Origin of the sequence: Rhodococcus zopfii NBRC 100606 = JCM 9919, assembly GCF_001895025.1 — a bacterium.
Lineage (GTDB): Bacteria > Actinomycetota > Actinomycetes > Mycobacteriales > Mycobacteriaceae > Rhodococcus > Rhodococcus zopfii.
The window spans coordinates 1-16,509 of sequence record NZ_BCXI01000010.1; the positions used below are offsets into that span (position 1 = coordinate 1).

The 16,509-nt window shown below is 68.8% G+C and carries 16 protein-coding genes; 3 read left to right on the forward strand and 13 right to left on the reverse strand.

Annotated features, from left to right (window positions below):
• Positions 1–175 (forward strand): zinc ribbon domain-containing protein (locus tag RZ1_RS06370; protein ID WP_139281782.1); only part of this gene is annotated, 175 nt, incomplete at its 5' end.
• Between the two features lie 87 nt (positions 176–262).
• On the opposite strand, the gene pcaDC is transcribed toward RZ1_RS06370, so the two are convergent.
• From pcaDC to RZ1_RS06400, 6 genes are all read right to left on the reverse strand, one after another.
• Positions 263–1,453 (reverse strand): bifunctional 3-oxoadipate enol-lactonase/4-carboxymuconolactone decarboxylase PcaDC, encoded by a 1,191-nt coding sequence (gene pcaDC, locus RZ1_RS06375; RefSeq protein WP_072810252.1) that lies wholly within the window; start codon positions 1,451–1,453, stop codon positions 263–265.
• On the reverse strand, positions 1,450–2,787 hold the full coding sequence (locus tag RZ1_RS06380; RefSeq protein ID WP_072810254.1) for a lyase family protein: 1,338 nt from the start codon (positions 2,785–2,787) through the stop codon (positions 1,450–1,452). Before RZ1_RS06380 ends, pcaDC begins: the two co-directional genes overlap by 4 nt.
• A gap of 12 nt (positions 2,788–2,799) precedes the next feature.
• Positions 2,800–3,381, reverse strand: coding sequence for a protocatechuate 3,4-dioxygenase subunit alpha (pcaG, locus tag RZ1_RS06385; RefSeq protein ID WP_072810255.1), 582 nt, complete (start codon positions 3,379–3,381; stop codon positions 2,800–2,802).
• Positions 3,374–4,093: a protocatechuate 3,4-dioxygenase subunit beta gene (gene pcaH / locus RZ1_RS06390; RefSeq protein ID WP_072810257.1), complete on the reverse strand. Its 720-nt coding sequence runs from the start codon at positions 4,091–4,093 to the stop codon at positions 3,374–3,376. The genes pcaG and pcaH overlap by 8 nt, the downstream gene beginning before the upstream one ends.
• A 45-nt stretch (positions 4,094–4,138) precedes the next feature.
• Positions 4,139–5,335 (reverse strand): 4-hydroxybenzoate 3-monooxygenase, encoded by a 1,197-nt coding sequence (locus RZ1_RS06395; RefSeq protein ID WP_072810259.1) that lies wholly within the window; start codon positions 5,333–5,335, stop codon positions 4,139–4,141.
• A gap of 79 nt (positions 5,336–5,414) precedes the next feature.
• The gene (locus RZ1_RS06400) at positions 5,415–6,200 is read right to left on the reverse strand and encodes an IclR family transcriptional regulator (RefSeq protein ID WP_072810620.1); all 786 of its coding nucleotides are present in this window, start codon (positions 6,198–6,200) and stop codon (positions 5,415–5,417) included.
• 120 nt (positions 6,201–6,320) lie between these two features.
• Between RZ1_RS06400 and RZ1_RS06405 the strand changes: the two genes are divergently transcribed.
• Together RZ1_RS06405 and RZ1_RS06410 are read left to right on the forward strand one after the other, a co-directional pair.
• Positions 6,321–7,868, forward strand: a complete 1,548-nt coding sequence (locus tag RZ1_RS06405; RefSeq protein ID WP_238071929.1) for an APC family permease — start codon at positions 6,321–6,323, stop codon at positions 7,866–7,868.
• Positions 7,865–8,617: an IclR family transcriptional regulator gene (locus RZ1_RS06410; protein WP_072810260.1), complete on the forward strand. Its 753-nt coding sequence runs from the start codon at positions 7,865–7,867 to the stop codon at positions 8,615–8,617. The genes RZ1_RS06405 and RZ1_RS06410 overlap by 4 nt, the downstream gene beginning before the upstream one ends.
• Positions 8,618–8,694: 77 nt before the next feature.
• Here the strand turns inward: RZ1_RS06410 and RZ1_RS06415 are convergent, their stop codons facing one another.
• From RZ1_RS06415 to RZ1_RS06445, 7 genes are all read right to left on the reverse strand, one after another.
• Positions 8,695–10,218, reverse strand: a complete 1,524-nt coding sequence (locus RZ1_RS06415) for a flavin-containing monooxygenase (protein ID WP_072810262.1) — start codon at positions 10,216–10,218, stop codon at positions 8,695–8,697.
• A 72-nt stretch (positions 10,219–10,290) separates the two neighbouring features.
• On the reverse strand, positions 10,291–11,133 hold the full coding sequence (locus RZ1_RS06420) for an alpha/beta fold hydrolase (protein WP_072810264.1): 843 nt from the start codon (positions 11,131–11,133) through the stop codon (positions 10,291–10,293).
• Between the two features lie 12 nt (positions 11,134–11,145).
• On the reverse strand, positions 11,146–11,904 hold the full coding sequence (locus RZ1_RS06425; RefSeq protein WP_072810266.1) for an aspartate/glutamate racemase family protein: 759 nt from the start codon (positions 11,902–11,904) through the stop codon (positions 11,146–11,148).
• A complete protein-coding gene (locus RZ1_RS06430; RefSeq protein WP_072810268.1) occupies positions 11,901–13,241 on the reverse strand; it encodes a M20 family metallopeptidase in 1,341 nt (446 codons plus the stop codon). Before RZ1_RS06430 ends, RZ1_RS06425 begins: the two co-directional genes overlap by 4 nt.
• The gene (locus RZ1_RS06435) at positions 13,238–14,524 is read right to left on the reverse strand and encodes an amidase (protein ID WP_072810269.1); all 1,287 of its coding nucleotides are present in this window, start codon (positions 14,522–14,524) and stop codon (positions 13,238–13,240) included. The genes RZ1_RS06430 and RZ1_RS06435 overlap by 4 nt, the downstream gene beginning before the upstream one ends.
• On the reverse strand, positions 14,521–15,402 hold the full coding sequence (locus tag RZ1_RS06440; RefSeq protein WP_072810271.1) for a VOC family protein: 882 nt from the start codon (positions 15,400–15,402) through the stop codon (positions 14,521–14,523). The genes RZ1_RS06435 and RZ1_RS06440 overlap by 4 nt, the downstream gene beginning before the upstream one ends.
• A 47-nt stretch (positions 15,403–15,449) precedes the next feature.
• Entirely contained in the window at positions 15,450–16,508 is a 1,059-nt protein-coding gene (locus RZ1_RS06445; RefSeq protein WP_072810273.1) for an FAD-binding oxidoreductase, read from the reverse strand.
• Position 16,509: the final 1 nt, after the last annotated feature.

The following is a 16,509-nucleotide window of genomic DNA, read 5'->3' on the forward strand; positions in this document are numbered from 1 at the left end:
CACGTGCTCGGCCTGTGGGCGTGTCGACGGGAAGAAACCGTTGTCGGTGCGGGAATGGTCGTGTCCCTGCGGGGTTGTGCACGACCGCGATCGCAATGCCGCCGTCAACGTCCTCGCCGCCGGACGGGCGGAGAGGTTAAACGCCTGCGGAGAGACGGTAAGCCTGCCCGCCTAGCGGGGAGCACGACTCGATGAAACAGGAACCCACCGAGAGCGCCGCCGGCGCTGGCAGGAATCCCCAGCCTTCAGGCCGGGGAGGACGTCAATCGTCCGCCGGTCCGGGTTGCACGTGCGACGGTGCTTCCCCGTCCGCAACCGCGTCCTTGGTGAGCGCGAACGCCCGGTTGCTGTTGGGTACACCCGCGTAGACGGCGGTGTGCAGGAACACCTCGACCAGTTCGTCCGGGTTCATCCCGGCGCGCAGGGCTGCCCGGATGTGCATGTCGAGTTCGTGCTCGTTGCCCACGGCCGTGAGAATCGCCAGGGTCAGCAGCCGGCGGGTGTGGTGGTCCAGGCCGGGCCGGGCCCAGATGTCGCCCCACGCGGTGCGGGTGATGAAATCCTGGAACGGCGCGGTGATCTCGGTTGCCGCCGCCATCGCCCGGTCGACGTGGGTGTCGCCGAGCACCGACCGCCGCACCCGCATGCCCTGTTCGAAAGCGGCGGTGCGCTGCGCACCGGCGGGGGTCGCGCGGGTGATGTGCTCCCGGACGAGGGCGGTGATCCGGCCGGCCTGCTCGACGTTCGCCAGATGCGCGCCGGGACCGACGATGTGGAATGCGGCGCCGGCGATACCGTCGGCGAGCTGCCGCATCACCTCCGGTGGGGTCGCCGGATCCTGCGCACCCGCGACGACGAGAGTGGGCGCGACGATCCGGTCCAGGTCGGCGCGTCCGTCCCATGTCGCGAGCGCCTCGCAGCAGCCGGCGTAGCCCTCGCCGCTCGTCGCCGACACCATCGCGACGTGGCGGGTGATCAGGGCGCGGTCGCGGCCGGCGAGCTCGGGGGTGAACCAGCGGCCGACGATCGACTCGGCGATCGAGGCCACCCCCTCGGCGCGGACGGTCGCTGCCCGGTCCCGCCACGGTTCGGCCGGAAGGAACGCTGCGGAGGTGCACAGCAGCGTGAGCGTGCGTACCCGTGCCGGATGGCGGGCGGCGAGCCACTGCCCGACGGCGCCGCCGAGTGAGAGGCCCACGACGTGGACGGAGTCGAGACCGAGCGCGTCGAGCACCGCGACGACGTCGCCGCCGAGGTCGTCCATCGCGTACGGCCCGTCGGCGACCGGTGACTTGCCGTGCCCGCGGTGATCGACAGCGACGACGTGTGCGAGAGGCGAGAGCGCGGCGATCTGCGGCTCCCACATCGACAGGTCGGAACCGAGCGACCCGAGCAGCAGCACGGGCGGCGCGGAGGGATCGCCGTGCTGTTCGTAGTGGAGAGCGACGGTCATGCCGGTCCTTTCGTTGTCTCGTGGCGGGCGACCGCGCGGTCGACCAGATCGCCGGCGTGACCGAGATAGCGGGTGGGGTCGAGCAGCTCGCGCACCCGGTCGGCGCCGAGATGCCCGGTGATCGACTGGTCGCGGTCGAGCGGGGTGCCGGCCACCGCCGCGGCGGTGACGATGTCGCGGGCATCGTCGGTGTGTTCGGCCAGCGCCGCGGTGACCTTCTCCGCGAGGATCGCACCGCCCGTCAGCCCGAGGTTGCGGGCCAGGGCGTCGGGATGCACGTGCAACCCGCCGAGGCTCACCGAAAGCTGATGTGCGGCACCGCCGGACAGCCGGATCAGATCGGTGATGGTCTCCCACTCCGCGTGCCAGGCCCCGGCGGCGCGGGCGAACTCGTGGTCCGCGGCGGCGAGTGCGGTCGCGACCAGGCCGGGCACCCGGCGTGCGGCGGCCCGCGCGGTGATCGCCGCGACCGGGTTGCGTTTGTGCGGCATCGCGGAGGACCCGCCGGGTGCGTCCTCGCTGACCTCGCCGAATTCTGTCGTGGCCATGAGCACCACGTCGGTGGCGGCCTTCGAGACCGAGCCGGTGGCGACACCGAGCGCGGAGGCGAGGCGCGTGATCGGCGTGCGCGCGGTGTGCCACGGCACGACCGGCCGGGCGAGACCGAGCAGGTCGGCGAGCGTGTCGGCGAACGCCGGTCCGTCGGGGTATACCGCGGCGAGAGTACCTGCCGCCCCGCCATATTGGGCAGGCAGCATCTCGAGTGCCCGCTCGAGTTCGGTGACGCCGTCGTCGAGCGCGACGAGCCAGGTCGCCGCGAGTGCCCCGAACGTCGTGGGCAATGCCTGCTGGCCCAGAGTGCGGGCGACCATCGGAGTGTCGCGGTGCGCGGATGCGAGCCGTGCCGCGGCATCGGCCGCGGTCCGCAGGTCGGTGACGACGTGCCGGCCCGCCTTGTGGGCCAGCACCATCAGTGCGGTGTCGAGCACGTCCTGGCTGGTGGCACCGACGTGCACGGCGCCGGCCGGGGCGTCGGCACGCTCCCGCAGGATCTTCACCAGCGGGATCACCGGATTGCCCCCGGCAGCGGAGAGCCTGCCGAGTTCGGTGGGGTCCAGCTCGCGGGCGATCTCCCCGGCCGCCGCGGCGACGGCCGCGACGTCGTCCGCCGTGGCGCGGCCGTGGTGCCGGGCGGCGCGGGTGATCGCCACCTCGACGTCGAGCAGGGCCGTCAGCCACGCGCGATCGGACAACATCGGCGCGAGATCCCCGGCCCCGAAGACGGGGTCGAACAAGCTCCCGCGGGTGTGGTCGGATCGTGCCGGCTCGGACAACGCAGCTCCCGTCTAGATCGAGAAGAACGGTGTCTCCGCACCGTTCGGATCGAGGTCCTGAACGTACACCGTCCACTCGTAGCCGTCGTCGGACTTGTCGGCGACGAGCTTGGCGCGTTGCGGCTCGGGCAGGGCCGCGAGCACCGGATCGGTCGCGTGCGCCGCGAGGTCCTCGGGGAAGTACATGCGCGTGTACAGGCGGTCCAGCATGCCGCGCGCGAAGATCCCGACCAGCAGGTGCGGCGCCTGCTCGCCGTCGGATCCGGGCTTGACGGTGTGGACGACGGCGGTGCCGTCGTCGTCGGCGGCGCTCCGGGCGAAGGCCCGGAAACCGTCTGTGCCGTAGCGGCCGTCGGTGTCGGCCTGCCACGTTTCGATCATCGCGTCGGCGACCGGCTCGCGGTGACCGTCCAGGACGGTGATGTGGACGGTGACGCGGCCGGGAGTGTCTGCGGGCACGACGTTCTCGCCGTCGGTGCCCCAGTCGAGGCCGATCTTCCAGTACGGTCCGACAGTCTGGGACGGCGTCGGGCCGAAGGTGGCGGTGCTCTGGTCGCCGGGGGTGACGGCGTAACGAGGAGCGAAGTCACTCATCGTCGTCCTCCTCTTCCTCGAAGGGGGTGGCCTCGCTGCCGCGCAGCACGATGTCGAAGCGGAACCCGAGGGCCCAGTTGTCGACCGTGGTGTCGTAGTCGAAGGCGCTGACCATGCGGTGGCGCGCCTCGGCCGGCACGGAGTTGTAGATCGGGTCCTGGAAGAACAACGGGTCGTCCGGGAAGTACATCTGGGTGACGAGCCGCTGCGTGAACGCCGTACCGAACAGGGAGAAGTGGATGTGCGCGGGCCGCCACGCGTTGTGGTGGTTGCGCCACGGGTAGGCGCCGGGTTTGACGGTGGTGAAACGGTATTCGCCCTGCGCGTCGGTGACGCAACGGCCGACACCGTTGAAGTGCGGGTCGAGGGGGGCGGGCCAGCTGTCGTTCACGTGGCGGTACCTGCCGGCGGCGTTGGCCTGCCACACCTCGACGAGGGTGTGCGGAACGGGCTTGCCGTCGCTGTCGAGGACGCGGCCGTGGACGATGATGCGCTGGCCGGCCGCCTCGCCGCCGTTGGCGAGGGTCAGGTCGGAGTCGCCGTCGTGTACCCGGTCCTCTCCGAAGACTGGACCGGTCAGCTCGCCGAGGCGCTGGGGGATCAGCGTGAGCGGCTGTGCAGGCCGGCGCAGGGCGGTGGTCCGGTAGTCCGGGAAGTCCAGGGGTGGGTGCACGCCCTCGGGGCGGATGAACCGTGGTGGCAGATGGAGCACGGGAACCTCGCGTGTCGAAGTGGGAGGGACGGGGACGATCCGGCGTCAGTTGTCGGGCCAGCCGGTGTACCCCTCGGCGAGGTACTGCTGCCCGTAGCGGGAACCGGTGACTGCGGCGAGCTCGCCGAGGGACCGCTTACGCTCGAATGGGGTTGCATCGGAACGGGTGTGGAGCATGGAGGTCATCCAGTACGAGAAGTTCTGGGCCTTCCAGACCCGCCGCAGCGCGGTCTCGCTGTAGGCGTCGAGCAGCGTGCTCGATCCGGCGGAGAAGAAGGAGTCGAGGGCGTGGAACAGCAGGCCGACGTCCGCCAGTGCGAGGTTCAGGCCCTTCGCGCCGGTCGGCGGGACGGTGTGGCCGGCGTCGCCGGCGAGGAAGAGGTTTCCGTGCCGCAGCGGCTCGCACACGTAGGAGCGGAACGGCAGAACCATCTGCTCGAAGATGCTGCCGCGCTTCAGCTCCAGGCCGTCCGGGCCCTCCACCCGCCGCTGCAGCTCGTCCCAGATGCGCTCCTCGGTCCAGGCCGAGGCGTCCTCGGCCGGGTCGCACTGGAAGTACATGCGCTGCACGGTCTCGCTGCGCTGACTGATCAGCGCGAATCCGTGCTCGGAGCGGGCGTAGATCAGTTCGGGAGCACTCGGGGGTGCTTCGGTGAGGATGCCGAACCAGGCGAACGGATACTCGATGAAGTGGTCGGAGCGCACATCCGCCGGGATCGCCCGGCGGCAGATGCTCTGTGATCCGTCCGCGCCCACGAGGATGCGGCATCGGATCTCGACCTCGGTGCCGTCGGCCTCGGTGAAGCGGATCTTCGGGGTGTCGGTGGTGACGTCGAGGACCTCGGTGTCGCGGACGGAATATCGGACGTCGCCGCTGTCGCGTTCCCGCGCCGCGGCGAGGTCGACGAACACCTCGTTCTGCGGGTACAGCCACACCGACTCGCCGACGAGGTCCTGGAAATCGATGCGGTGGCTCCGGCCGCCGAACCGCAGGTCGATGCCGTCGTGCCGGTGGCCCTCGGACAGGACGCGACCGTTGACCCCGCTGTCGTTGAGCAGCTTCACCGATCCGTGCTCGAGGATGCCCGCACGGTGGGTGGTGCGGATGGTCTCGTGATCGCGCTTCTCGACGACGATGTTGTCGATGCCCGCCTTGGCGAGCAGATGCGAGAGCATCAGCCCGGCGGGGCCGCCGCCGACGATGCCGACCTGCGTGGTGACGGTCGTGCGGGGTGCGCTCATGGATGTTCCTTTTCGGGGCGGGATGCTCAGGGACGAACGCAAGTGTGGTGTGGCTCTCACCCGAAACGAACAGGCCTTCTCATTGAACGAGAAAATCTGAGGTGGTCCGTCCCGGGGGCTCTTCCCCCGCCGCGCGGGCGATGCCCCTGGCGGCGGCCATGAGCACCGCGATGATCGCCTGCCTCTGGGCGACCCCGGTGGGAACCACCACCCCGAGTGCCGCGACAGCCTGCCCGGCCCGATCCACCACGGGCACCGAGATCCCCGTGGTGCCGTCGTCGAGGACGCCGTCGTAGCTCGCGAATCCGCGGCGCCGGATCTCCGCCAGCGCGCGACGGAAATCTCCTGCCGCAGCGGAGAATCGAATATCCACGTCGGTGTGGAGTCGCTGATACTCCTCCTGCACCTCGGCCGGGGAGAACGCGAGCATGACCATGCCCATCGACGTGTCGTGCGCAGACAACCGGCCGGCCACCGAGGCCTGGTTGATCACCGAGCCGGACGACGAGAGCCGCTCGAGGACGAGAACCTCACCGTCCCGCAGCACGGAGAGCTGCGTGTGCTGATGCACGACCGACTGCACGTCCTGCAGGAACGGCAGAGCGGCCTCACGCAGATCCTTCGCCGGTGAGCTGCGCGCGACGAGTTCCCACAGGCGCAGGCCCAACCGCACCCTGCCGTCCGGTTCCCGCGCGAGGATGCCGTGCTGCACCATCTCGCCCACGAGCCGATACATCGTCGCCTGCGGGATACCGGACCGGCGCGACAGGGAGCTGACGGTCAGCGCCGGTTGGGTGTCGTCGAAGGATTCGAGGATGCGGACGACGCGGTCGAGAATCGAGTCACCGGAGGGCGAATTGGCCATGCTCCGATTATCGCCGCCGGCGCGGAGCGCACCGTCGTCGAAACGCGGCGGCAACAATCGATCCCTACCGTCACACCGGTGCCCGGTTCGAGACGGGCCGACGAAGGGAACGGTGGCCCGGTGAGCAGCGGCAGGCGGGGAGTTGGCGGTTCGCGGATCGGTGGCGCGCTCGCCGCCGCCATCGCGAGATCCTGGAACACCGAACCTGCCGCGGCGCCGGTGTTCTCGCCGCTACGGGCGCTCGGCCGACGGCAGCTGTCCCAGGTGGACCTGATCGGGCAGTCGCTGTCGACCGTCGCGCCGGCGACCGGGATGATCTTCATCGCCGCCTGGATCGTCTCGGCGGAACCCGGCTTCGGCGGTCTGGCCGCGATCCTCGGGACCACCGCGGTCGTGGTCGCCGTCGCCTACTGCATCACCCAGTTCACGCGACGCCTCGCCGCCGCAGGCTCGCTGTACAGCTTCGCTTTCCACGGGCTCTCGCGCCGCGCGACCCTGACCGTCGGGGCGGCACTGCTGCTCGCCTATCTCGGCATCTCGATCTCGGTGCTCGCGAACTCCGCCGTCAGCCTTCTCGGGATCGGGACCGCATTGGGGATCGAGCTGCCGGGCACGGGACCGCTGCTGCTCGCGGCCGCGCTGGTCGCCGGGACGGTCGCGGTGATCACCGTGCGCGGGGTGCGATTCGCGACCCGCGCGATCCTCCTCGTCGAGGCCTGCTCGCTCGTGTTGATCGGCATCCTGATGCTCGCCGGACCCGACCTCGACGGCACCGGCGGTGGCCCTGCGGTATCGGGGACGCTGCCGTTCCTGGCGATGACGGTCGTGTTCAGCATGGCCGGTTTCGAGAGCGCCGCGTTCTTCGGAGCGGAGGCGAGGCGGCCGCTGACGACCGTCTCGCGTGCCGTGCTCGTCACCCCGGTGGTGTGCGGGGCCGTGTTCGTCTTCGCGGGCTGGGCCGCGATGTCCGGGCACGCCGACTCGGTCGTCGCGGCCTACTTCGACGGCACCGCGTCCGGGGCGAGCCTCGGGATGGTGATCGCGGTGAAGATCGGGGTGACCTGCTCGTGGCTCGCCTCCACCCTCGGATGCGCGCAGGCCGGATCCCGCCTGCTGCTGGCGATGGGCATCGAGGGAACCGTGCCCAGGTCGCTGTCGCGGATCCACGATCGGCTGCGCACCCCGTACGTCGCCGTCGGCTGGTTCACGCTGGCGAGCGCGATCGGCGCGTGGGTGTATCTGCTGGTGTTCGTGGGGGATTCCACACCGTTCGACGGTTTCGTCGAAGTCGCGATCGTCACCGCCTACACACTGCTCGCGGTGTCGTGCCTTCGGTTCCTGCGACGGATCGGGGAGGACGCTCCGTCGACCACCGCATTGTCGGCCGGCGTTGCCGCCGTCGGCGCGGGCCTGCTCGGATATCTGGTGCTCGACGGCATCACGCACGGACTGTGGGCGATGCCGGTCGCGGTGCTGATCGTCGGCGTGTCCGGCACCGCATGGGCCTGGCTGTTGAGACGACGGCGGCCCGAGTCCCTCACGACGATGGGGTCGTTCGACAGCATCGAGACCACCGACCTGCTACCGGGTTCCGGTGAACTTGTGCTCGGCGACGACGGCCGGCCCCAGGTCGTGACCGCGCAATCCGGTGCGGGGTTCGGGGCATGACCGCACACGTCGACTCCGCGGTGGGATTCGGCGGGCAGCAGCCGAAGGCGGTGCGCAAGGCACTGGTCATGCTCGAAGCGGTCGCGCACCTCGGACCCGGTGCGACCGCGAAGGAAATTGCCCGGTTCGCGGGGGTCGCGCCGACCACCGCCTACCGCATGCTCAATCTGCTCGTCGCGGACGGATTCCTGGTTCGGGTGCCGGACCTGTCGGGATTCGCGCTCGGCCGGCGCACCGCCGAACTGTCCCGCGCCGCGGTCGCGACGGACCCGTCGCCGACCCTGCACGACACGGTCGAGGATCTACGCTCGCACACCCGGTTCGGGTTGCACGTGGCGTCGTTCGCCGGTGGCCGGCTGCGGTTCGTCGACCAGGATCCCGATCACGAGATCGTCGGGATCGCGCTGCTCGCGAAGAACCTCCACGCGAATGCGCTGGGGAAGGTGATGCTCGCGCACAACCCGGCACTCGGGGTCGGGCTCGAGCTGCGCCGCCTGACCGAGCACACCGTCTGCGATCCCGAGCTGCTGCGCGTCGAACTGTCCCGCGCGGAACTGGCGGGCCACGCCTTCGAGAACCAGGAATGCCGGCTGGGGCGGTCCGCGCTGGCCGTGCCGATCCGCAACCACGCGGCCGAGGTGGTCGGCGGTCTGTGCCTGCAGGGGTCGCCGCTGCGCGTCTCGCCGACCGACCCGGAACAACTGCGGTTCCTGCACGAGGGATCGCGCCGGCTCACCGGCTTGTTGTAGCTCCGGCCGGATCTCGAACCGCACACCGACTGCGGCTCGAGATCCGGCCGGGCCCCGGGCGGCCGCGGATCGTCCCGTCAGCGTGCCGGTGTGCGGTGCACCGGCCGTCGCACCGACGCCTCGCCGATTCGGCGGCGCAGCTTCTCGGTCGACGCGCGGTAGGCGCCGGGATCGGCAGGGAGCAGCCACTGGCGGAATCGGACGAGCGGTCCGACGTTCACGCCGATCTCGTCGAGCACTTCGTCGACCTGGCGCAGCGAGAACGGGATGATGTTCGTCCCCCGCGCGTGTTTGCCCTCGGTCCGATCGATCATCCAGCGCAGCCGCTCTCTGGCGAAGGCACTGCGTTCGGCCTCCGGCGGGAGATCCAGGTGCTCTGTCAGATAACTGACGACCCACATCGCGGCGGCTTCGGCGCTGAGAGGACTGAACAAGGAGGAACCGTAGCCGACGAAGAACAGCCGTGGAACGTCGAGAGGCAGGATCTGCCGGTACAACTCGAAGTTTCCGTCCTCGTCGGTGAGGCGCCGTTGCAGGTCTCCGCGGAGGAACGGGACGTGCTGGCGGAATCCGGTGGCGCACACGACCGCGTCGGCCGCGCGGACCGTGCCGTCGGAGAGTTCGACGGTCGGCCTGCCGTCCTTCTCGTGGAGGCCGGCGATGACCTGTCCGCGGTGGACGTCGATGATGCCGTCCCGGACCTTCTCGTAGAAGTTTTCGGTGGCGAGACCGACCGCGTGCCGGACGATGCGTTCGAACGGGCCCGGCGGCACCAGACCGACACGATCGAGGATCAACTGGCGCCTCGTGACGGCGCCGACCGCGTTGAGCAGACCGTCGCGCAGGAAGCGGCCCGGTCCGGTGAGAAACCGCCCGAATCCGCGCTGCTGGTGGTGTTCGAACAGTCCCTCGTTGAGCCGGGTGAGCAGAAGGTACTTGTAGTTGAGCACGCCTGCCAGCCGACGAGGCATCTTCCACGTGACTTCCCTGGCCACCACGGTCGTCGACCGGCCCACCTCGCTCAGGGCTTCGGCGATGTCGCACGCGGACTTGCCGTATCCGACGACCACGATGTCCTTGCCCACCGCGTCCGACAGTTCGTTGAAATCGGATGCCGCGCACACCCGGCCCCCCGCCGCGACGAATTCGTCGAGGCCGGGGTATTCGGGGACGAATGGGTCGCAGAAGATGCCGTTCGCGACGATCAGATGATCGAATTCGGTTTCGGCGGTGGCACCCGTGCCGATCTCGCGGATTCGCAGGGTCCATCTTCCGGCCGTCTCGTCCAGGTCGGCGGATTCCACCGCGTGACCGAGCCGGATCAGGCGTTCCAGATCGAACCGGCGGGCGTAGTCGTGCAGATAGGCCTGGACCTGCTTGCCGGTGGGCCATTCGGGATACTCGTCGGGCATCGGGAAGTCCGAGAACCGGTACGTCCCTTTGTTGTTCTGGGTGGTCACCCCGGGATACCGCCGGGTGCGGCTCCATACCCCGCCGATGTCGGGGGCGGATTCGAACACCGTGACATCGAATCCGAACTCGGTGAGTAGCTTGGCGGTGCACAGCCCGGAGATGCCGGCACCGACTATTGCGATCGTCATGGATTCTCTCCAGTCGCCAGGATTTCCGGCCACGATGCGGCATCAACGCCCGTGCGCCGGGAGGGTGGAAGGCTACGCGGTGAGGCCTTCGCGGAAGAACCCGTCGACGAGCCGGTGGAATCGTTCGGCGTGTTCGATCTGGGTCCAGTGCCCGCAGCGGCCGAATGCATGGAGCTGCGAATTGGGAATGGTGTGGAACATGTGGAGGGAGGCGTCGAGCGGTACCACCCGGTCCTCGCGGCCGTGCAGGATCAGGACTTCGTGCTCGATCGCGGCGAGTTCGCCGTCCGGCACGATCTGGGCGTCCAGCCAGCGTTGCCGCGGCGCCGGGAAGACCTGTTCGAAGGCTTCCTGGGCGCCGGGCCGGATCGTCGCACGGTAGCGTAGTTCGGCGAGCTCGTCGGTCACGAGTGACCGGTCGTACGCCATGATGTCCATGATGCGCTTCATGTTCTCGACCGACGGTGTGTAGCCCCACAGGGCGTCGAGTTCGTCGGTGAACTCGATCTGCACACCGCCTGCGCCCATCAGCACGATCCTGTCGAGCCGGTCGGGATGCCGGGTCGCCAGGTGCAGGGCCAGCCCGCCACCGAACGAATTGCCGACCACGTGCGCCTTCTCGATGCCGAGGTGGTCGAGAAGGCCGATGATCTGGTCGATCCATGTATCGAAGATCGAGAACCGCACCGGGTCGGGCAGCGTGGTGTATCCGAACCCCACCAGATCCGGTGCGATGACACGGAATCCCTTCGACAGCACGGGGATGAGTCCTCGCCAGTTCGCCCAGGCGGAGACACCCGCCCCGGAGCCGTGCAGCAGCAGGACCGGGTCGCCGGTGCCGACGTCGTGGTAGTTGGTGTCGAACGTGCCTGTGCGCAGGCTATGTCCGATCTCGGGATTGGCGACGTTCGTCATGATCGTTTCCGTTCAGTTCTGCAGGACCGGGGGACGGACAGCGGACAGGAGCCCGTCCTGGACGAGGCTCGGGGAAGGGTAGGCGCGTTTGCTGTGCGAGAGACCGGTCGTGACGAGGAGTTCGCACATCTTGTACGCCACGACACCGGGATTGAGCACCGGGACGTCGAGAACCCTCTCGAGGTAGGCGTGGCTCTGGTGCATGGTCGTCGAACCCAGAATGATGACGTCCGCACCGTCCTCGTCGATCGCTGCCCGCGCTTCCCGTTCGAGCGCCTCGAACACGAAATCCTCCTTACCGGCCAGAAGTTCGGCTGCATTCGGCGGTACCCCGATGTCGCGCACCGACGCCAGCTTCGCGGTCAGGCCGTGTTCGCGGGCAGCCTTGAAGTACAGTTCGTGCCATTGCGGCCACATCGTCACCACCGAGAACTTCTTGCCGAGCAGTGCGGCGAGAAGCATCGAGGCCTGGCTGGGGGCTACCACCGGAATGGTCAACCGTGAGCGCAGTGCGGCCAGAGCGGAATCGCTCATCGAGTTGACACACACCGCCGCGTAGCCCTGTTCTTCTGCGCGACAGCCCGCTTCGAGCACGAACGCGTCGGCCAGAGTCGTCTCGTAGGCGCTGTCGAGGGACGTGCCGCCGGCCTGGGCGCAGACGAAGACGTTCTCGAAGCCCGGAAACACGATCGCGGGCGGAATCTGGGCGGCAAAGGCGCCCAACGCCTCCGGCGGTACCGGAACGGGCACGATGTTGAGAACCTTGTTCACAGTTCGAGTTCCTCTCGGGTACGAGTGAGGGTGTCGACGACGGCGTACACGACGGCGCGTGCCGCGGTCATCACGTCGCCGACGGAGGCGACGCCCATGCCGCCGAGGCCTTCGTTCAGTTCGGCGGGGGCGGCGGCCGGCGGCCAGGGATAACCGATACGGGCACAGGGAACGCCGAGTCTGCGGATGAGGGTGCCGTCGGTTTGCCCGCCGAGCAGGGGAGTCGATTCGTACGGGCGGCCCTCGACCTCCTCCCAGCCGCGACGGCAGGACTGGATGATCCAATTCTCCGGGTCGGTGGCGCCACCGGGCAGTGAGCCGTACATGTCCCAGTCGAGTTCGAAGTCGGGATGTGCAGCCCGGATCCGGTCGATCAGCCGGGCGAACTGGTGGCGCACGTCCGCGGGGGTGGTCCGGGGGTTCACGCGCACGTCGAGAAAGATCTCGGTGGTGGCCGACGGGAACGCCGGCTTGTCCGGATTTCCGGATCGGATCGCCGAGATCCAGCCCTCCGGAAGGGTCGATCCCGACGTGTTGCGTGCGGTGTACTCGGGAAGCCACGCTTCGATCTCCTGGACGACGGTGGCAGCCGGGACGATGGACGAACGGAATCCCGGTGTTCCCCGGCTGATTCCCGCGTACCCGAAGGTTCCGCGGACGGACACCTTGAACCAGCACATCCCCGGTTCCTCCGGGTAGACCGCCCACCACGGCTTGAACACCACGGCATGGTCGGGCATCGCCCCGTGTGTGAGCAGGTGGAAGACCCCGCTGCTCATTCCGACGTTGTCGCGAGCGCTCATGGACACCGGCATCCCGCCGCCTGCGAACCCGATCGTCAGGTCGCCCCGAAGGGGAATTCCCGCCTCGACGACCGCGTGCGCGACTTCCGTCAGTCCTGCGACCATGCACTTGGGGTTCGAGGCGCCGAGTCCGATGACGAGATCGCCGTCGACAACGGCCCGGGGAATCATGTCCGGTCGCAGTTCGGGTCCGACCCAGGGGACGTCTGCTTCGGGATCGATGTGCGTGTCGATCGGCGCGTAGAGCAGCAGTCTGCTGCCGCCGCCGCTGCCGCGGTGTTCACCGAGCGCGTTCCCCGTGTGCTCGCTCACCGGCTGGTACCGGGCGTCGATCCCGACCGTCCCGCGCAGGTAGTCGGCCATGAACTCGGACGCCGGCCGTTCCCGCCCGGTCGGGCTGTGGATGTCGATCAGCGCGACGAGCAGGTCGCGGAACCGGTTCGGATCGAGTCGCGCGCACGCGGCCTCGTACATCTCCCGTCGTTCCGCGTCGAACGGTAGGTGTCGTGTCGGGATGTCCGTCGAGGTGGTCATCGGCGCTCCTCGGGGAGGGGGCACCGCTGGGCGATGCCGATCCGGTCCGTCAAATACGAGGCGATGTCGACGAGGCCGCGGTCGCTGTGTGCGGGCCCGATGAGCTGTATCGCCAGGGGTAGATCGTGTTCGCCCCTCCCGGTGGGCATCCCGATCGCGGGGGTCCCGGCGATGCTGGCCAGTTTGTTGAACACCGGATCGCCGGTGCCGGCGTCGAGGCGGGGTGCTTCTCCCGGCGATGCGAGGGTGAGCAGCACATCGAACCCGGCATGCGCCGTGGCGACGAAATGCCGTGCTTCGCGCAGGGCCGCCCGGGCGTTCTGGATGTCACCGGCCGAGGCGTCACGGCCGGCGGCCAGGAACCGCACGAGCTGGTCGCTGATCGTGCCGGTGGGGCGCGAGATCCGGTCGGTGAGGGCGGCCGATGCCTCCGCGGCCATGATCAGCGTGTGTGCCTCGTCGATCGCAGCGAGGTGATCCGGAACGTCGACGTCGGCGACCTCTGCGGCATGGCTGCGCAGATCGACGACGATGCGCTCGAGCATCGCCGCGGCCGCCGGACTGGCCCGGTTCGCCCACGGAGGCCGCAGCACTCCGATGCGGAGTCCCGGCAGGCCGGGCAGGGGCGTGTTCGCGTGGTCGTTGCGGAGTTGCCGATCGAGGTGGCCGAGCAGTGCTGGGTGGCGGGCGAATCCGCCTACTGTATCGAAGGTCAGTGCGACCGGCAGGACGCCGTCGAACGGCCACCGCCCGTAGGTGGGTTTGAGCGTGTACACGCCGCAGAACGCGCCGGGACGCAGCACGGATCCCGCGGTTTGGGTGCCCAGCGCGAGAGGGACCTGGCCGTCGGCGACCGCGGCCGCGGAACCGCTCGACGATCCCCCCGGTGAATGCTCGAGGTGGTGTGGGTTGCGGGTGGCGGTCGGCCGGTACGTCGCGAACTCGGTGGTCGTGGTCTTGCCGAGGATCACCGCGCCGGATTGCCGGAGGCGGGAAATGACGTGTGCGTCCTTCGGCGGCCGATGACCCTGCCACAGCTCCGAGCCGTAGGTGGTCGGCTGATCGGCGGTCTCGATGATGTCCTTGATGCCGACCGGTGTGCCGTGCAGCGTCGAGACCGGTGCGGTGCGGTCCCGCTCGCGTGCCTGGGCCAGGGCCAGGTCGGGATCGAGAAACGCCCAGGCCTTGATCTCCCGGTCGCGGGCATCGATGCGGCGCAGTAGCCTCTCGACGGTCTCGGTGCTCGAACCTGCTGCGGTATAGGTGGTTTCGGTATCGATCACTGCCGACCGGCCTTCTGCGGCTCGTGCCCCCACCGGGACGGTGAGCGATAGGTCTTGACGACCCAGCCATCCTCGACGAGATCCCCGCCGTAGCCGACCTCGATGCCGAAGCCGGACGGGGTCGACAGATAGAACGAGGTGACGCCGTCATTGGTGTGTCGGCCGAAGGTCATCTTGAGGTCGATGCCGGCGGCGTTGATCCGGTCGTAGGCCCTGCCTACGTCGTCGAGAGAGGCCACCTCGATCATCAGGTGATTGAAGTCCCCGCCGTTGAAGTCGAAACACTCGTTCATCAGGGCCAGACTGTGGTGGCGCGGATTGCAGTGGAGGAACGTCGCATCGGCGCCGTCCCACACGATGTAGTCCGAAAGGTCGAATCCCAGAACGCGCGTGTAGAAGTCGACCGCCTCGGGATACTTCCGGCACATCAGCACGACGTGTCCGAGGCCCAGTTCTCCGGTGACGAATCCGCTGATGACACCGCCGGGCCGGAGGGGCTCGTGGTCGATCGTCGGGCCGAAGCAGATCTCGTTCGGGAAACCGTCGGCGTCCAGAAAACGGAACGAGGCCACCGCGTTGCGGGATTCGGGGTCCGCTTCCGGCGCCCATTCGACGTCGATGCCCTCGGCGCGAACACGATCGGCGAGCGTGCGCAGTTCCTCCGGGCTGTCGACCTCCCAGGTGATCGCTCGAATCCTGTCCTCGGCGGCCGGATACAGCGCGATCCGGTACCGGTGGTCGTCGATGCGGATCAGCAGGGGATCGTTCTCGTTCGCACGGGGCTGTGTCTGGAGGCCGAGCAGATCGACGAGGAGATGCTGCCAGGCTGGAAGATCGGCTACGTCGACGCTGAGCGCGCCGAGTCTCGAAATGCTCATGTGATTCGCAATCTGTGCTGGAGTGGTTCGAATACGGCGGGACTCGATCAGCTCGGCAGGAACTGCTCGGAGTGGATCCGGTCGCGGGGCATGCCGAGCACTTGCAGGCGTTCGTGCGCGGCGTCGAGCATTGCGGGCGGGCCGCACAGGTACGCGGACGATCGCGGGTCCGCGACGTCCTCAGGGGTGAGGACACTCACCGGGTTTCCGGTGAGAATCCCGGACCGATCGGTGGGTTCGTCGACGACGACCCGCACGTCGAGTCCGGTGGTGAAGCCGCGGCGCGCCTCGATCTCGTCGAGATGGAACAGATCCGCCATCCGGGCGCACCCGAAGACGAGTCGGATCGGGTGCCGTTCGCGCGCCGTCTGCAGGGTTTCGAGCATCGACAGCATCGGGGCCAGTCCGGTTCCGCCGGCGATCATCAGGACTGGGCCGGGAGAGTCCTCATCGAGTCCGAAAGATCCGAAGGGGCCTTCCATTTCGAGCTCGTCGCCGACAGCCGCCCGATTCCTCAGATAGTCGGACATGGCGCCGTCGGGGAGCAGACGGATCGTGAACGCCAGGCGCCGGTTGTGCCGCTGACCCGATGCCATGGAGTACGAACGCCATTCCGCGGTTCCGGGTATGCGGAACCTGACGTACTGGCCGGGGCGGAATGAGAATCTGGGTGATTTCGGCAGCCGTACGACCAATTCGACGACCGTGTCGGCGAGCCGATCGAGCCCGGCGACCTTGACCGTGGTCGCGACGACGGGATGGTCGTCGAGCATGGCTGCCGGATAGTCGAGGTCGACGTCGGTCTCGGCGAGGGCATGGGACTGGCACAGCAGTCGCATGCCCTCACCGATCTCGTCGGAGCGCAGTGGGTAGACGCGCCCCTCCGCCATCGCCAGTTCTCCGGTCCTGACCCGGCCGACGCATGTTCCGCAGGTGCCGATCCGGCACTGGTTCACCAGTCGTGCCCCCGCGGTCTCCGCTGCCTCGAGGACGGTGGAGCCCGTAGGGACCACGATTTCCTTCGTGACGTCGGCGTAGTTCAGGCGTACGCAGTGGCCGGTACCTGCTGAGGTGCCGGGCCGGATTTCGGTCGGAGAAAGCGACATC